This is a genomic window from Pseudomonadota bacterium, assembly GCA_023229365.1.
Lineage (GTDB): Bacteria > Myxococcota_A > Polyangia > JAAYKL01 > JAAYKL01 > JALNZK01.
Window position 1 is genome coordinate 42,405 of record JALNZK010000012.1, and the last position, 15,752, is coordinate 58,156.

Consider the following 15,752-nt stretch of genomic DNA (forward strand, 5'->3'; position numbering starts at 1 on the left):
GCGAGGGGCGGGGCCGGACTCTCAGCCCTCGGGCACGACGTTGACCGCGATTGGCGTGACGATGGGCGGCGCGGCCTTCGCCTCAGCCTCGGCGGGCGCCTCGGCGGGGGACGCGAGCGACTCCGCGACCGCGGCCTGGACGAGATCCGCCAGGGTCCCAACGTCGACGGTAGCTTCCACGTCGACATCCGTCTCGGCCTCGGTCGCCGGCGCCTCGGGCGACTCCGTCGCGGCCGCCTTGCGCGCGAGGCGGATCTTCTCGATCTCCTCGGCCTTCATGCCCGCCTTGCCGTAGATCGCCTTCTCGCCGGGCCGCGAGTAGTCGATCCAGTAGGCGTCCTTCTCGCGGGTGTCGAGGTGGATGAACACCGAGTTCGGGTAGTAGCCGACGCCGACCTGATCGAGCTTCCGGACGAACGTCACCAGTCGCGCGTTCGAGACGCCCTCGACGCGGAAGTCGATCGCCCGGCCCTTGTTGTGGAGCGACTCGTTCTTCTGGCTCTCCTTGCGCGGCCGCTGGCCCGAGACGATCTCGAGCCGCTTGCCCGGGTACTGCTCGGCGACGCGCTGCAGCAGCCTGACGAGCCGCTCGTGGAGCGGGAACGGCACCGGCTGGCGGGGCGGAGCGGAGACGGCGGACAGCACCTCGATCCCCTCCGGGGTCGGCTCGCCGTTGCAGCGGCACAGGGAGACGGTCCTCGTCTCGTCGGTCCGGACGCGGTACAGGGTGACTGGCGGCTTCAGGCAGGGGACGATCTCGAGGATCTTCGAAGCGCCCGGGATGAGAAGCTTCTGCCCGGCGCGCACCCGGCCCGTGGCCCCGAGCCCGTTCGCCTTCGCGATCCGCTTCCACGGGATGTCGTAGATCTCGGCGATGCGCGACAGGGTCACGCCCTTGGGCACGGTGATCCGCACGCCCTCGAGCGCCTTCGGCCGCTTCGCGACCTTCTTAGGGGCGGCGGCCGCGCCGGGGATCTTCAGCTTCGCCCCGGCGTGCACGTCGTCCGGGTCCGAGATCCCGTTGGCCGCGACGAGCTCCGCCGTGCGGATCCCGTGAGCCTCCGCGATCTCGCTGAGCGAGTCGCCCGGCTGGACGACGTACTCCGGGGGCTTCGCGTCGGCCTCGGGTGCCTCCTCGGGCTCCACCCCGGCATCCGCCTCGCCGTCGTCTTGCGCCAAAGAGCCCGGAGGCGCCAGGATCGCCTCGGACGGACCGGCGGCGCGCGCGGTCACCGCGATCATCCAGGCCGCGGCCGTGAAGGCCAGCAGCGCCATCAGCTGCACCATTTGCCATCGGGGTTGCAGGCTCATGGTCACCTCCTCTGATAACTACGTAGGCACACACATGGGATAATGTCAAAAAAGATACTACATGTAGGCAAAACAAATCGAAAACCCTTGAACTTTCCGGGAGCTTCGGTGTCCATCGCCATATGAAAACCGCATCAGCCGCGTTCTGGATCGCCGCGTTCGCCATCGGTTGCGGCAACTCCACCGCCGCGCGAGCCCCGGACTCGTCCGCGGATCAGTCCGTCGATCCGGCTCCGATCTCCACGGTCGAGGCGCCCCCGGCTCCCGTCGAGGCGGAGGTGCCGAAGGCGCCGCCCGAGCCCCCGCCGCCCCCCAAGCGTCTCGCCCTTCTTCCTCTCGGCGAGATCCCGGCGAGCGACATCGCCCTCGCCACGAGCTCGATCGCCAAGACCTACGGGTGGATCGTCGACGTGCTGCCGCCGCAGGACCCGCCTTCTTCGGCGTGGTACGCGAAGCGGAAGCGCCACCGCGCCGAGAAGATCCTCGACTGGCTGCGGCCGCAGCTCCCCGAGGGCGCGGACCGGATCATGGCGCTCACCGCGCTCGACATCTCGACGACCAAGCCGCCGCGCGCGGACTGGGGGATCTGCGGGCTCGCCGACATGCCCGGCACGGCGTCGGTGGTGTCCACGTTCCGCATCCGGAAGAAGATGGGCGGCGCGACCGGCGCCGAGCGCGAGGCGCGGTACGAGCAGCGGCTCCGCGATCTGACGGCGCACGAGTTCGGCCACCAGCTCGGCCTCGATCACTGCCCGAACCGCGGGTGCCTCCTCGAGGACGCGAAGGGCACGGTGTCGACCTTCGACCGATCGAAAGGCGCGCTCTGCGCCGACTGCGCCGCGAAGCTCGCCGAGGCCGGCTTCCCGCTGCCGTGACCTCGCGTCGCCTTTGACACGGCGGGCGCGACCCTTTAAACGTTGGCCATGGCCTATCCGAAGCTGTTCCTGAAGAAGGGCAAGGAGGCGTTCGTCGCGTCCCGCCACCCGTGGGTGTTCGACGGCGCCCTCGACCTCGGCCGATCGCGCGGCGCCGAGCCGGGCCCGGTCGAGCTGTGCGCTTCGGACGGCGCGTTCGTCGGGATCGGCACCTTCAACCCGGCGAGCGCGATCTCGGTGCGGCTGCTCGCGCGGGAGCGCGCCGAGCTCGACGAGGCGTTCTTCGCCGGAAGGCTGCGCACGGCAGCCGCGCTGCGCGAGGACGCCGTCCCGCGGGACACGAACGCGTATAGGCTCGTGAACAGCGAGGGCGACGGCCTGCCGGGCCTCGTCGTCGACCGCTTCGCGGATCACCTCGTCGTCCAGGTCGGGACGCCCGGGATGGCGGCGCTCGAGCCGGCGTGGCTTCCGGCGCTCGTCGCGGCGGTTCGGCCGGCCTCGATCCTGCAGCGGGCGAACCAGTCCGCGGCCAACCGCGAGCGGATGACCGCACCGAGCGGCCAGCTCCTGGGGGAGACGCCGCCGCTCATCGACGTCGCGGAGCAGGGCGTCCGGCTCCGCGTGGATCCGCACCACGGCCAGAAGACCGGTTTCTTCTGCGACCAGCGGGACACGCGCGCGATCGTCCGCGGGCTCGCGAGGGATGGCCGCGTCCTCGACGGCTACGCCTATACGGGCGCCTTCACGGCGCACGCCCTGGCTGGAGGGGCCGCGTCGGTGACCGCGGTCGAGAGCTCGCCGTCCGCGGCGGAGCTCGTCCCCGTCAACGCGGAGCTCGCCGTGGCGGGCGGGGCGCAGCGCGTGTCGGTCGTCCGGGGCGACTGCGCCGAGCTTCTCGGCGCCGCGGGCGACGCGTTCGATCTCGTCATCGTCGACCCCCCCGCGCTCGCGAAGAAGCGGCAGCACGTCGAGAAGGCGGCGCGCCTCTACGTGGATCTCTTCGCGAAGGCGCTTGCCCGCACCGTGCCCGGCGGTTACCTCGTCGCGTGCTCGTGCTCCGCGGCCGTGGACCGCGGCCTGTTCGAGCAGATCCTCGCGGCCGCGTCCCGGGAGGCCGGGCGGGAGACGCGCATCGTCCATCGCGGCGGCGCCGGCGCCGACCACCCGACCTCGGCGTTCCACCCCGAGGGCGAGTACCTCAAGGCGGCGGTGCTCTACGCGCCGTGAGCGAGTTCGGGTAAGATGGGCGCGGAGCGTGAGCCGTTGAGCGAGCCAGGCACCAGCGAGACCAGGAAACCGACAGGGCGGCGGATCCCGTTGCGCGCAGCGGTCGGCGTCGCGCTCGTCGCGGCGATGGCCGCGGGAGTGCTGCTCCTGCGCAAGCCGGACTACGAGCCTATCGTGCTCGAGTTCAGCGGCGAGACGATGGCGACCACGTACCATGTCAAGGTGGTCGATCCGAGCGCGCACCCCGCGACACGGCAGGCGATGGAGCGCGGCGTCGCAGGCGAGCTCGACCTCATCAACTTCACGATGTCGCGCTTCGACGCGGAGTCGGAGCTGTACAGGTTCAACCAGCGCCGCGACACGGCCCCGTTCGCCATGTCCGAGACCGCGATCGAGGTGATCGCCGAGGCGCGGCGCATGGGCGAGCGGACGGGCGGCGCGTACGACGTCACGATCGGGCCGCTCATGCGGCTGTGGGGCTTCTGGGGGGGCGCGCCGCGCACGTCGGTGCCGTCGGACGCCGAGATCGAGGCGGCGCGGGCGAAGGTGGGCCTCCGCCTCTTCGAGGTGGACGAGAAGGCGCGGACCGTGCGCAAGCTCGATCCCGAAGTCGAGCTCGATCTCTCGTCCATCGCGAAGGGCGCGGCGGTGGACCGGCTCGCCCACATGTTCGAGGCGTTCGACTACGACGACTACATGGTCGAGATCGGCGGCGAGGTGCGGTGCCACGGTCTGCGGCCGGACCGCACGCCGTGGCGCATCGGGATCGAGAAGCCGGTGGACGCCGCGCACGAGGTGAAGGAGATCGTCGAGCTCTCCGACACGGCGATGGCGACCTCCGGCGACTACCGCCAGGCCTACGAGCTCGGCGGGAAGCGCGTGTCGCACACCATGGACCCGCGCACCGGGCGGCCGATCGACCACGGGCTCGCCTCGGTGACGGTCGTCCTGGAGGAGTGCATGATGGCCGACGCCTGGGCCACCGCGCTCAACGTCCTCGGGCCAGAGGAAGGGTACGCCGCGGCCGAGCGCGAGGGGCTGGCCGCGCTCTTCATCGAGCGCGGGTCCGGCGGCAAGCTCCGCGAACGCGCGACCCCGGAGTTCGAGGCGGTGCGTAAGCGCACGAGGGGCGCCGACTCGGAGCCGGCCGACTGATCCCGCCCACGTCGATCATCCGAAAACGTCTTGTAGAATGATGGTACTGTTTGCACGTCGAACCTGAAACGCCGTACGAACGGCGCGTTTGTTCGGGGAGGTTTCATGCGGTTCCATCTTTTCTCTTGCTTGCAGACGCGCTGGCTCGCGGCGGTGCTCGCCGGGTGCGCGTCGATGGAAACGGCCGACAACGCGGGCGAGTCGGACGCGGATTCAGATAGCGACAGCGACACGGACGCCGATTCGGACGCGGACACCGATTCGGATGCGGACACCGACACCGCCTCGGATTCGGACACGGACACGGACACAGACTCGGACTCGGGTACGGATAGCGATACGGACACCGACACCGACGCGGACACCGATACCGACACGGACACCGACTCGGATACGGACGCGGACACGGATATCGAGTGTGGCGACGGGAACCTCGATTCCGGAGAGCTCTGCGACGACGGCGACAGCCCGCCCGCGGGCGGCGACGGCTGCGACGCGAGCTGCCAGATCGAGCGGTACTGGGCGTGCGACGGCGCGCCGAGCGCCTGCCATCACGTGAACATCCTGTTCGCGATCGCGAACGCCGACGACGCGACCTACCGGGCCAACATCGCCGCGATCACGGGCGGCACGGTGGACCACTTCGACGCGGCGGCCGGCACGCCGACGCTCCTGCAGATGCAGGGCTACGACTGCGTCTACACCCACCCAAACAGCACCTACGCCGATGCGACCGGGCTCGGGAACCTGCTCGCGAGCTACGTCGACTGGGGCGGCACGGTCGTCATCGGCGTGTTCTCGACGTACACCTCCTTCGAGCTGGGCGGCGCCATCATGGGATCGTCCTATTGTCCGGTGTACAGCCCGTCCTCCACGAGCGTCGCGGGCACCTATACCTACGCGGGGGGCGGCACGAGCCAGATCCACTATTCGGTTTCGTCGTATGCGACCGGCTACCGTGACGACATCGCGCTCCAGGGGGCGGGGATCGCGGACGGCGCGTACACCGATGGCGAGATCGCGCACGCCTATCGGCCGGACTACAAGGTCGTGTTCAGCAACGGAGACGGCAGCGCCGGCCTGGGCGGCACCGGCGACTGGCCGCGGCTCATGGCCAACGCGTGCTCCGCGGGCCACTACCTGGGTTATTGAGGAGGGGCGATCCCATGCGCCTATCGAAACGGGTCATCGCCTTGATCGCTTCGTCCATCCCGTGGCTGGCGGTTTGCGCGTGCATGAACGCCACTATCGAGCCGGGCCAATCGGACTCGGACACGGACAGCGACTCGGACACGGACAGCGACTCGGGCACGGACAGCGATACCGACACGGACAGCGATACGGACACGGACGGCGACTCGGACACGGACAGCGATACGGACACGGACGGCGACTCAGGTCCGGACACGGATACGGACACCGACACCGACGCGGACACCGACGCCGACGCGGACACCGATACCGACACGGACACGGATGCCGATACCGACACGGACATCGAGTGCGGCGACGGGAACCTCGATTCCGGAGAGCTGTGCGACGACGGCGACAGCCCGCCCTCAGGCGGCGACGGCTGCGACGCGAGCTGCCAGATCGAGTGGTACTGGGCGTGCGACGGCACGCCGAGCCTCTGCCACCGCGTCAGCATCCTGTTCGCGCTCGCGGACTCCGACGACGCCACCTACCGCGCCAGCATCGCCGCGATCACCGGCGCCGCCGTGGATCACATCGACGCGATATCATCCACCCCGACGCTCGCGCAGATGCAGGCGTACGACTGCGTCTTCACGCACTCCAACAACCCCTACTACGACCCGACGACGATGGGGAACAACCTCGCGAGCTACGTCGACTGGGGCGGGACGGTCGTCGTCGGCGTCTTCGCCCTCTCGACGGGGTGGGCGCTCGGCGGGACGATCATGGGCTCGGGGTACATGCCGGTCTACAGCCCGTCGGGGGGCCACTCCTCCTCGTCCCTGAGCTACTCCGGCGACGGCATGTCCCCTATCCACTACGCGGTCTCGTCCTACTCGAGCGTGTTCCGCAACGACCTCGCGCTCCAGGGATCCGGGGTCGCGGACGGCCACTACACGGACGGCACCATCGCGCACGCCTATCGAGCGGACTACAAGGTGATCTACAGCAACGGCTACGCCAACGCGAGCACGGGGTACGGCCCGGTCGGCGACTGGGCGCGGCTCATGGCGAACTCCTGCTCGGCCGCGTACCACTCGGGGACCTGATCAACCGCCTTTCGACGACTTTCTGCGCTCGCGGCGGTACTCCCACGGCGGGGTCGGGTCCGGATCGGCCCACAGCCCGCGCCGCGCGGCCTTCGCCTCGGCCTCGAGCTCTCCGAGGCGCGTGTCCTTCGAGTACTGCCGGTACCACCACGCGAGCCCGTCTCGGACCAGGATCTCGTTGAGCGATCCGCCGTCCGGGAGCGCGACCTTCCCGACCGCGCGGCCGTAGCGATCCCGGGTCTCGGAGCTCACGCGCACGACGCGCCCGAAGGCGAGCTCCGAGGCGCGCCGCTTCGCCTTCTTGCCGAAGGGCTGCTTCTTCTCGGGGCAGTCGATGCCCGCCAGCCGCACGCGGACGGCGCGGCCTTCGTGCATCACGTCGACGGTGTCGCCGTCGAGCACCGCGACGACCTCTCCCGAGAAGCTCCCGCTCGGCGCGCGCGCGCGCGGCGAGCGCTCCGCCTCCCTCACGGGCTCCTCGCCGAGGAGCCACCACGCCGCGAACCCGGCGAGCGCGGCGACGAGGAGGCCCGCGAGCGCGGCCTTCGAACGGGGCTTCGTCTTGGCGGCGCTCATGGCGCGGCGCAGGAGAGCGCGGCGACGATCGAGCAGTACTTGTCGTCCGGCGAGGAGGCGCGGGAGAGGAGCACGATCGGCACCGCGCCGCCGACGACGCAGCCGCCGGAGCGCATCCCCTCGGCGAACAGGAGCATCGCCTTGCCCATCAGGTTGCCCGCCACGACGTCGGGGCAGTGCAGGACGTCGGCGCGGCCGACGACGCACCCCCCGCGCCCCTTGATCCCCGCGGCGCAGGCGTCGAGCGCGCAGAAGAGGTCCATCGGCCCGTCGAACTCGCCGAGCTCCGCGAGCTCGCCGCCGGGCGCGAACAGCTCCTTGAGGCGCGCCATCTCGAGGGAGCTCGGGATCCTCTCGTCCGGCACCTCGGTGGACGAGAGCCCGGCGATCCGCGGCCGGGCGACGCCCAGCCGGCGCAGGGCGTCGACGGCGTTCTTCAGGATCTCGACGCGCTGCGCGAACGAAGGGAACGGCACGACGCCGCCGTCGGTCATCGCGACGAGCCTGTCGAACCGCGGGTGATCGAAGAGCGTGAGGTGGCTGAGCAGCCTGTCGGGGCGCTTCAGGCCGTGCTTCAGCCCGACGCGCATGAGCTCAGGAGTGGAGAGCCGCCCCTTCATCAGGGCGTCGGCCCGGCCCTCACCGATGGCGCGCATCGCGGCGAGCACCATCTCCTCCGGATCCCGCACGTCCTCGATCGGGAAGCCGCCGAGCTCCACGCCCGCCCTTCCGGCGGCGTGCTCGATGGCCCCGCGATCGCCGACGAGCAGCGGACGGGCGATCCCCTCGGCCGCGGCGCGGGCCACCCCGGCGAGCACGGCCCCCTCCTCCGCGCCCACGACGACGAGCGTCCTCGGGTCGCGCGCCCGGATCCGCGCGGCGAGCTCGTCGAAGCCGATCCTCATCCGGCCGCGAGGCCGGCGTCGAACGCCTTGAGGTTGTCGTCGGCGGATCCCTTGGAGAGGGCGGCGACGATCGCGCGCACCTCGGCGCCGTCGAACGGCACCTCCTCGAGCGCGCAGAAGGAGCCCATGAGGTAGAGGTTGGCGGTAAGCGGCTTGCCCGCCGCGAGCGCGAGGCGGTCCGCGTCGAAGGAGCGGATCTTCACGCGGCTCCGCTCGAAGAGCGCCGAGACCGCGGGCGGCACGTGCGAGAGGTCGGGCGCGTTGACGAGGTAGACCCCGCCCGGGCGCAGGAACTCGAGGTTGCGCAGCCCCTCCGTCTTCTCAAGGGCGACGAGCGCGTCGGCGGTCCCCGGGATCACCATCGAGCTCGCCTGATCGCCCATCTTGAAGTGGGAGACCACCGAGCCGCCGCGTTGGCTCATGCCGTGCGTCTCGGCCCCCATCACCTTCTGGCCCCTGGCCATCGCGGCCTCGAACAGGATCCGGCTCGCGAAGAGGATCCCCTGCCCGCCGACGCCCGCCAATACGACGTTGAAAGGTCTCATGCGCGCTCCTCCCGATCCGCCTTCGCGATCTCGACGATGGCGCCGCGGTTGCACACCGCGACGCACTGCCCGCACTTGGCGCAGACGCGCGGGTCGATCGCGGTGAGGAAGCGGCCCTCCTTGCCGGGCACGGGCGCGGCCGGCACGAGCGCCTGGCACTCGAAGGTCGTGCGGCAGAGCGCGCAGCCGTTGCACTTGTCGTTCACCTCGACGGCGTGCGTGTTGAGCTGCGCCGCGGTCTTCCTGTCGTTCAGGAGGCACGGGTGGCGCGAGACGATCACCGCGACGCGCCCGTCCGGGCCGCGGCAGTGGGCCTGCGCCTCCTTCAGCAGCGCCGTCATGCCTTCGAGGTCGTAGGGGTCGTGCACGCGGACGAACTGGACGCCGAGCCCGCGGCAGGCGTCCTCGATAGGCAGCACCGGCCCGATCGTCCCGTCCGCCTGCTGGCCGAGCGCGAGCGTCGGCTGCATGCCGGTCATCGCGGTGACGAAGTTGTCGAGCACGACGAGGACGTAGCGCGCGCCCGAGTTGATCGCGCCGGCGAGCGCCGGCAGCCCGGCGTGGTAGAAGGTCGAGTCGCCGATCGTCGCGACGATCGGCGGGATCTCGCCGCCGTCGTGGGCGTACGCGTGGTAGAAGCCGGTCGCCATGGAGATCGCGGCGCCCATGTCGTGGCAGGTGTCGACCGCGTCCAGGTTGAGGCCCAGCGTGTAGCAGCCGATGTCCGAGGTGTAGATCCCCTTCTTTCCGAAGGTCTTGCGGATCCCGTAGAACGCCGAGCGGTGCGGGCACCCCGGGCAGAGGCTCGCCGGACGGACCGGGAGCTTCAGGTCGGATACAACCGCAGCGGCGTCGGGGCTGGCACTCCACGGCGCGTCGACGATCCCGTGCGCGTGCAGCGCGCGGCCGAGCACCTCGGTGAGCACGCCCGCGGTCAGCTCGCCCTCGTCCGGCACCGTGCCGTCGCCGCGCCCCATCACGCTCCTTCTATCGCGGAGCTGGAGCTCGACGACCTGATCCGGCTCCTCGACGACGAGCACGCGCTCGTACTTCGCGACGAACTCCTCCAAGATCCGCTGCGGGAGCGGGTAGACGGCGCCGACCTTGAGCATGGGCACGCGGTCGAGGACGCCGCGCTCCGCCAGGATGTCGCGGATCGTCGCGAACGGGTTGCCCGCGGCGATGATCGCGAGCGGCGACTTCGCGCCGGGGTTCAGCACGGCGTTCCACGGCGAGGACTCGAGCTCCAGGGCGATGCGGCGCAGCTTCTCGTTCAGCTTCTTGTGGAGCAGGAGGCGCCAGCGTGGCGTCGCGGCCCACCTGTGCGGATCCTTCTCGAACTTCGCGGGGCGCCCCCCGCGCGCGGGCTCGCCGAGCTCACAGCTCTCGCGGCCGTGGCAGACGCGGAGCGACGGCCGGAGGATCACCGGGATCTCGTGCCGCTCCGAGAGCTCGAACGCGTACGGCACCATGCGGCGCGCCTCGTCCGGGGAGGACGGGTCGAGCACCGGGATCTTCGCGAAGAAGCCGAAGAGGCGCGTGTCCTGCTCGGTCTGCGACGAGTGCGGCCCGGGATCGTCTGCGCAGATGACGACGAAGCCGCCCTTCACGCCGATGTACGCCGAGCTCATCATCGGATCGGCCGCGACGTTCAGGCCGACCTGCTTCATGATCACCGCGGCGCGCTTGCCCGTGTACGCCGCCGCGAGCGCCTCCTCGTAGGCGACCTTCTCGTTCGCGCTCCACTCGCCGTGGACCTTCACGCCCGCCGCCTTCGCGGCGCGGATGAACGAGGGGAGGATCTCGGAGCTCGGCGTGCCGGGGTACGACATCGCGAGCTGGCAGCCGGCCTCGACGAGGCCGCGTCCGATCGCCTCGTTGCCCAGAAGGACGACCTTCTTCTTCGGGGTTCCGCTCATGTTGCTCCCTCGGGTGCGGGGTCCGCTGCGTCCGCGCGTCACGAACTCGTGTGCCCGAAGAATACGTGAGGCGGGCCGCCGGCTGTCAAGAGATCATTCGGTGAGCTTGAGGATGAAGGCGTCCGCTGTCGTGCCCTCGGAGTGGGCGTGCAGCGGGGGCTGGCCGTAGGGGCCGTCCCAGGAGGAGTCGGAGCGCCCGTACACGTAGAGGGTGCCGCCCCCGCCCGGGACGATCCCGTAGGCGTAGTCCTGGGAGTCGGCGCCGTAGAGCGTGTGCCAGGCGTAGGAGCCGTCCGCGCCGAGCGCGAGGATCCTGGCGTCGAAGCCGTTCGCGTGGGCGTGGTCCGGCTCCTCGCCGTCCGGGCCGACCGAGTACCCGCCGCTCCCGGCCGCGTACAGCGAGTCGGCCGTGCCGGCGGCGATCTTCACGGGGTTGGAGTAGGGGATGCCGCGGCTGTGGAACGTGTGCCACTCGTAGGCGCCGTCCGCGTCGAGCTTGAGGACGTAGTCCTGGCCGACGTCCCATTCGAACGCGTGGATCGGCTCCTCGCCCTCCGGCCCGGTCCACTCCGGCCCGGACGGCCCGCTCAGGAAGACCCCGCCGCTCCCGTCCACGCCGACCCCCGGGCTCTCGTGGGTCCCGGTGGGGTAGAAGGTGTGCCACGCGTACGCGCCGTCCGGGCCCAGCTTGAAGATCACGGAGTTGTCCGAGCCCGTCGTGTACCCCTGCAGCGGGTCCTGCCCCTCCGGGCCGTGGATCCCGCCGTAGGACGTCCCGGCGAGGTACAGGTTGCCGCTCCCGTCGATCGCGAGCCACCCGCCGAGCGCCTCCTCGAGCTGCACGCTCCAGAGGAGCGCGCCGTCTCCGTCGAGCTGGAAGACGTTCAGATCGTGGGAGTAGGACCACGGATCGAACGGGTTGTTCGTCCGCGTGGGGATCGCCAGGTCGAGGTGCCCGCTCCCGTCGACGGCGATCCCCAGAGGAGAGCACAAATCGCCGAACGCCCGGAACGTGTGCCAGAGGTAGCCGCCGTCGGCGTTCAGGCCGAGCACGAAAACGTTGCAGGCGCCCTCCGTGTAGGCGTGGAGCGGGCTCTCGCCGCCCGGCCCGTCCCAGGACGCGTTCGCCTTGCCGGCCACGAACGCGCCGCCGTCCCCGCCGGCGGCGATCACCGCCGCCCAGCACGACGGCCCGAGGAAGGTGTGCCACTGGTACTCCCCGTCCGGGCCCAGCGCGAGGACGAAGCCGTCCCGAACGCTTCCAGAGTGGGGGTGGAGCGGCGGCTGGTCCTCCGGGCCGTCCCACGAGGAGGAGGATCCCCCCGCCAGGAAGACCCCGCCCGCGGCGTCGACGGCGATGGCGTCGGCGTAGGACTCGAACGAGCTCGCCCAGAACGTGTGCCAGAGGTAGTGGTGGTCGATGTCGACGACGGACACGGACTCCGTGTCCGCGACCGCGATGGACTCGGTGTCGGCGCCGGTGTCGGTGTCGGCGTCGACGTCGGTGTCGGCGTCGGAACCGGAGCCCGTGTCGGTATCGGTGTCCGCGTCGGCGTCGGTCCCGGAGTCGGCCGCGTGCTGGGCGGCGCTGCCGTAGCAGCCGATCGCAAAGAGCGCGATCGCGAGCCCGGTGGTTGTTCCTCGAGACATCGTCATTCTCTTCGAAGCGAGCGTATCACAGCTCCAGGCGATTAGCGTTCGTTTGCGCACTGCGGGTCGTCGGCGAGGGGATCGCCCGAGACCGCGCTCGCGAGCGCGCGGCAGCCGGCGCAGCCCGGGAGGTCGCAGGCCGCGCAGCGCGGGCCCGAGAGGCGAGGGCGGATCGCGTCCGGCGCCCAGGCGGCGAGCCGCTCCCGGATCGCCGCGAACGGCTCCTCGAGGACGTTGCCGACGGCGATCGGCAGGCGCCGGCACGGGTACACCGTCCCGTCGGGCATGAGGCACATCGAGTCCGGCCCGAGGTTGCAAAGCGCGCCCGAGAGCGGCTCGTCGGCGCCCGGGCTCGTGTCCACCCAGAACGCCCGGTGCGCGAGCAGATCCCCGGGCTCCGCGTCGACGCCGGCGGCGGCGGCGATCGCGCGCGCGGCCGCGCTCCACTCCCGCGGGCCGAGGAGATCGCCGCGCATGGCGGCGCCCCGCCCGAGCGGGACGAACCTCTCGAAGATGACGCCGGAAGCCCCGCTCTCCCGGGCCAGGTCGACGGCGGAGGCGATCGACGCGGCGTTGCGTCTCGAGAGCGTGAGCATGAGCACGACCGGGCGACCGGTCGCGAGGAATCGCGGGAGGTTTTGCATCACCGCGTCGAAGTGGCCGGGCCAGCGCAGCGCATCGTCGATCCCACGATCGCCGCCCTCGATCGAGATCTTGAAGCACCCGAGCTTGGGGAGCGCCGCGATCTCGTCGAGGACCGCGCGATCGGCGATCGTCCCGTTCGTGATGACGTTCACCTCGTCGAGCGCCTCGTGGCGGTGCAGGGCGCCGAGAAGATCGGTGAGGCGCGGCTGGAGGAACGGCTCGCCGCCGGTGACGTTGATCGAGACGCGGTGGTCGCGCAACCCGCCGAGCACTCGCCCGGCGACGTCGACGAGGCCGCCCAGCCCGAGCTCGCGCGCGCTCGTGAAGTCGGACTGATAGCAGTGCGCGCAGCTGCCGTCGCACCTGTCCGTCACGTGCCACTGGAAGCCGAATTCGCGCATGCGGAGAGTATTACTCCGGAAAACGGTCGAAGATGAAGGGGGTTCAGCGAATGAGAGCGCGACTCTAGTCGGTCAGCAGGCGAATGTTGTCGACATAGACGTCGTTGCCGTATCCGGAATTGGCGACGAGCCGGAACTGGGCGGTCGCGCTGCCGGCGAGCTCGGTCGAGAGATCCACGAGCTCCGCGGCCCACGCGTCACCTTCGCTCGAGTAGCGCAGGAATAGCGGACCGACGTTGGTCCAAGCCGTGCCGTCGAATACCTGCACCTGGATACTGTCGTTGGCGTAGCCATAGCCGTCGTCGTGGAACATGTCGAACGAGAGAAACGCAACCGTCGCTGTAGACAGATCGATCGCTGCCGACTCGAGGCTCGCCGTGTCACCGCTGTAGTCGTAGGAATTGAAACGCGCGATGTACGAGCCATCGGTTGGCGCACCGCCGGCCGGGTTCACCGTCGCCGCGGCCTGTGCCCAAGTCGCAGTTCCGGTCGGCGCGCCGAGGGTGAGGTTGGTGGGCGGCCACGCCTCGAAGCTCTCGGACCACAGAACCGTCAGCGCCACGATGGAGTCCACCGTGACGGTCACCGTGTAGTCGACCGCCGGGAAGCCGGTGGCGGCCTCGTCCAGGACGATGTAGTAGGTCGCGCCGTCGGTGAGCGTCACCGCGAACGAACCCTCGCCCGTCGCCGTGTCGTCGGTAGCCAGCACGGTGCCCGTGCCGTCCCGGATCTCAACGATCGCGTCGTCGGTGAGCGTCTCGAGACAGTACGAAACGGTGGCGAAGACCGTGTCGGTGGTGGTGCCGCCGTCCACGGCGAACGAGAAGTAGTCGTCGCCGCTCGTGGTGTCGTCCTCCAGCAGGCCGCACGCCGCGACGTCGTCGCCGGCCGCCGTCAAGGTGACCGCGGTGCTCACGGCGGTGGCGATGTCGCCGTTGCCGTTGGAGGTGCCGGTCACGTCGCCCGTCTCGGTGACGCCGTCCACCGGGCACGCGCAGGTCGGGGGCAGGCACTCCACCGGAGCCGCGGCGTCGTCGCAGCCGTCATCGCACACCGTCGTCTCGGTCCAGCCGAGGCCGTCGGCGTCGCAGGTCTCGATGTTGTCGCCGACGCTGCACTGCGTCTCGCCCGGCGTGCAGATCTGCTCGCAGGCGTACTCGCCCGAGCCCACGCTGGTCTCCGCGCACGCCGCCGGGCAGTCGAGCAGCACCCACTCGAGGCCGTCCTCGGAACAGGTCTCCAGGTTGGCGTCGCCGTTGCACAGCGTCGTGTCGGGAACGCACAGGGCGTCGTACACGCACGCTTCGCCGACGTACCACTCGTCGGCCCAGTCGCCGGTGTAGAGGAACGCCAGGGTGACCGCCGGCTCGCCGGCGAAGGCCGCGAGGTCTGCGGACGACGTGACCCACACCTCGTTCGTGTAGCCGGTCGAGTCGTACTCCGCGATCAGGGTGAAGTCCGTCACGTCGGTGACCGTCGCCTGGGCCGCGCCGTACACGAAGTGCCCGTCATAGTAAGTTGGGAAATAGATCGCTTCTTCGAAAACGAGGACCGGCGTGGTCATGCCCGTGAGATCGAACGCCGGCGAGATCAGCCAGTCGCTCGCGCCCGTGGCCACGTTGTCGTCGTTGTGCCAGGCGTACGCGGGATCGTCGCCGTCCACGAACGGCCAATCGGCCTCGAACTGCCACCCCGCCGGGTCGCCCGCTTGGATCTCGGTCCAGCCCTCCGGCATGACGCCGCCGTCGAACGACTCGCAGGGCTCGGCCTCTTCGCCGCCATCGACCCCGGCGTCTTCGGCGCCGCCGTCCGCGTCGGTGTCGGTGTCGGTGTCGGTGTCAGTGTCAGTGTCGGTATCGGTGTCAGTGTCCGAATCAGTGTCAGTGTCGGTATCGGTGTCGGTGTCCGAATCGGTGTCGGTGTCGGTGTCGGTGTCCGAGTCGGTGTCGGTGTCGGTGTCGGTGTCCGTGTCCGAATCACCGCCGCCTCCGCCTCCGTCGTCGCATCCGGAGATCGAGAGAGTCGAGAACCCCAATACCAGCACCAGCACTGCAATCCACCCAAGTTTTCCGTTCATTCTCATGGCTCCTTTACTGGACGACGAGGCCCGGTTCAGCGGAGGGGAAATCCCTCTCTACGGTTTTTCGGCGCGACCGCCGGCTGGCGATCGCGCAAGTGCATGCAACATAGAGTTGAAAAATCTACTGTCGAGCGATGATTCTCGAATGGATATTCATGAAGAGAGCTTGGTGGATTTCCTGCGCTCGTTTGAGCCTCGGCTGCTTTTTTGCCATGCCGCA

General features: G+C 70.1%; 13 protein-coding genes. 5 read left to right on the forward strand and 8 right to left on the reverse strand.

Annotated elements, in window-relative coordinates; all coding sequences use genetic code 11:
- Positions 1 to 21: 21 nt before the first annotated feature.
- Positions 22 to 1,311, reverse strand: a complete 1,290-nt coding sequence (locus M0R80_09090; protein MCK9459779.1) for a LysM peptidoglycan-binding domain-containing protein — start codon at positions 1,309 to 1,311, stop codon at positions 22 to 24.
- Positions 1,312 to 1,433: 122 nt separating this feature from the next.
- On the opposite strand from M0R80_09090, the gene M0R80_09095 reads away from it, so the two are divergent.
- The 5 genes from M0R80_09095 to M0R80_09115 all read left to right on the forward strand — a co-directional run bounded on the left by M0R80_09095 (position 1,434) and on the right by M0R80_09115 (position 6,811).
- Complete coding sequence (locus M0R80_09095) at positions 1,434 to 2,186, forward strand: hypothetical protein (GenBank protein ID MCK9459780.1); 753 nt, start codon at positions 1,434 to 1,436, stop codon at positions 2,184 to 2,186.
- A gap of 48 nt (positions 2,187 to 2,234) precedes the next feature.
- A complete protein-coding gene (locus tag M0R80_09100) occupies positions 2,235 to 3,413 on the forward strand; it encodes a class I SAM-dependent rRNA methyltransferase (protein MCK9459781.1) in 1,179 nt (392 codons plus the stop codon).
- 36 nt (positions 3,414 to 3,449) lie between these two features.
- Positions 3,450 to 4,568, forward strand: coding sequence for an FAD:protein FMN transferase (locus tag M0R80_09105; GenBank protein ID MCK9459782.1), 1,119 nt, complete (start codon positions 3,450 to 3,452; stop codon positions 4,566 to 4,568).
- Between the two features lie 105 nt (positions 4,569 to 4,673).
- Entirely contained in the window at positions 4,674 to 5,720 is a 1,047-nt protein-coding gene (locus tag M0R80_09110) for a hypothetical protein (GenBank protein MCK9459783.1), read from the forward strand.
- Between the two features lie 14 nt (positions 5,721 to 5,734).
- Positions 5,735 to 6,811 (forward strand): hypothetical protein, encoded by a 1,077-nt coding sequence (locus tag M0R80_09115; protein MCK9459784.1) that lies wholly within the window; start codon positions 5,735 to 5,737, stop codon positions 6,809 to 6,811.
- Here the strand turns inward: M0R80_09115 and M0R80_09120 are convergent, their stop codons facing one another.
- From M0R80_09120 to M0R80_09150, 7 genes are all read right to left on the reverse strand, one after another.
- Positions 6,812 to 7,387, reverse strand: a complete 576-nt coding sequence (locus tag M0R80_09120; protein MCK9459785.1) for a thermonuclease family protein — start codon at positions 7,385 to 7,387, stop codon at positions 6,812 to 6,814.
- On the reverse strand, positions 7,384 to 8,292 hold the full coding sequence (locus tag M0R80_09125) for a phosphate acyltransferase (GenBank protein ID MCK9459786.1): 909 nt from the start codon (positions 8,290 to 8,292) through the stop codon (positions 7,384 to 7,386). The genes M0R80_09120 and M0R80_09125 overlap by 4 nt, the downstream gene beginning before the upstream one ends.
- A complete protein-coding gene (locus M0R80_09130) occupies positions 8,289 to 8,837 on the reverse strand; it encodes a 2-oxoacid:acceptor oxidoreductase family protein (protein MCK9459787.1) in 549 nt (182 codons plus the stop codon). The genes M0R80_09125 and M0R80_09130 overlap by 4 nt, the downstream gene beginning before the upstream one ends.
- A complete protein-coding gene (locus tag M0R80_09135) occupies positions 8,834 to 10,756 on the reverse strand; it encodes a thiamine pyrophosphate-dependent enzyme (GenBank protein MCK9459788.1) in 1,923 nt (640 codons plus the stop codon). Before M0R80_09135 ends, M0R80_09130 begins: the two co-directional genes overlap by 4 nt.
- Before the next feature lie 93 nt (positions 10,757 to 10,849).
- Positions 10,850 to 12,406 (reverse strand): hypothetical protein, encoded by a 1,557-nt coding sequence (locus M0R80_09140; protein ID MCK9459789.1) that lies wholly within the window; start codon positions 12,404 to 12,406, stop codon positions 10,850 to 10,852.
- Positions 12,407 to 12,447: 41 nt separating this feature from the next.
- Positions 12,448 to 13,452 (reverse strand): radical SAM protein, encoded by a 1,005-nt coding sequence (locus M0R80_09145; GenBank protein MCK9459790.1) that lies wholly within the window; start codon positions 13,450 to 13,452, stop codon positions 12,448 to 12,450.
- A gap of 64 nt (positions 13,453 to 13,516) precedes the next feature.
- Entirely contained in the window at positions 13,517 to 15,529 is a 2,013-nt protein-coding gene (locus tag M0R80_09150) for a choice-of-anchor J domain-containing protein (GenBank protein MCK9459791.1), read from the reverse strand.
- Between the last annotated feature and the right edge of the window lie 223 nt (positions 15,530 to 15,752).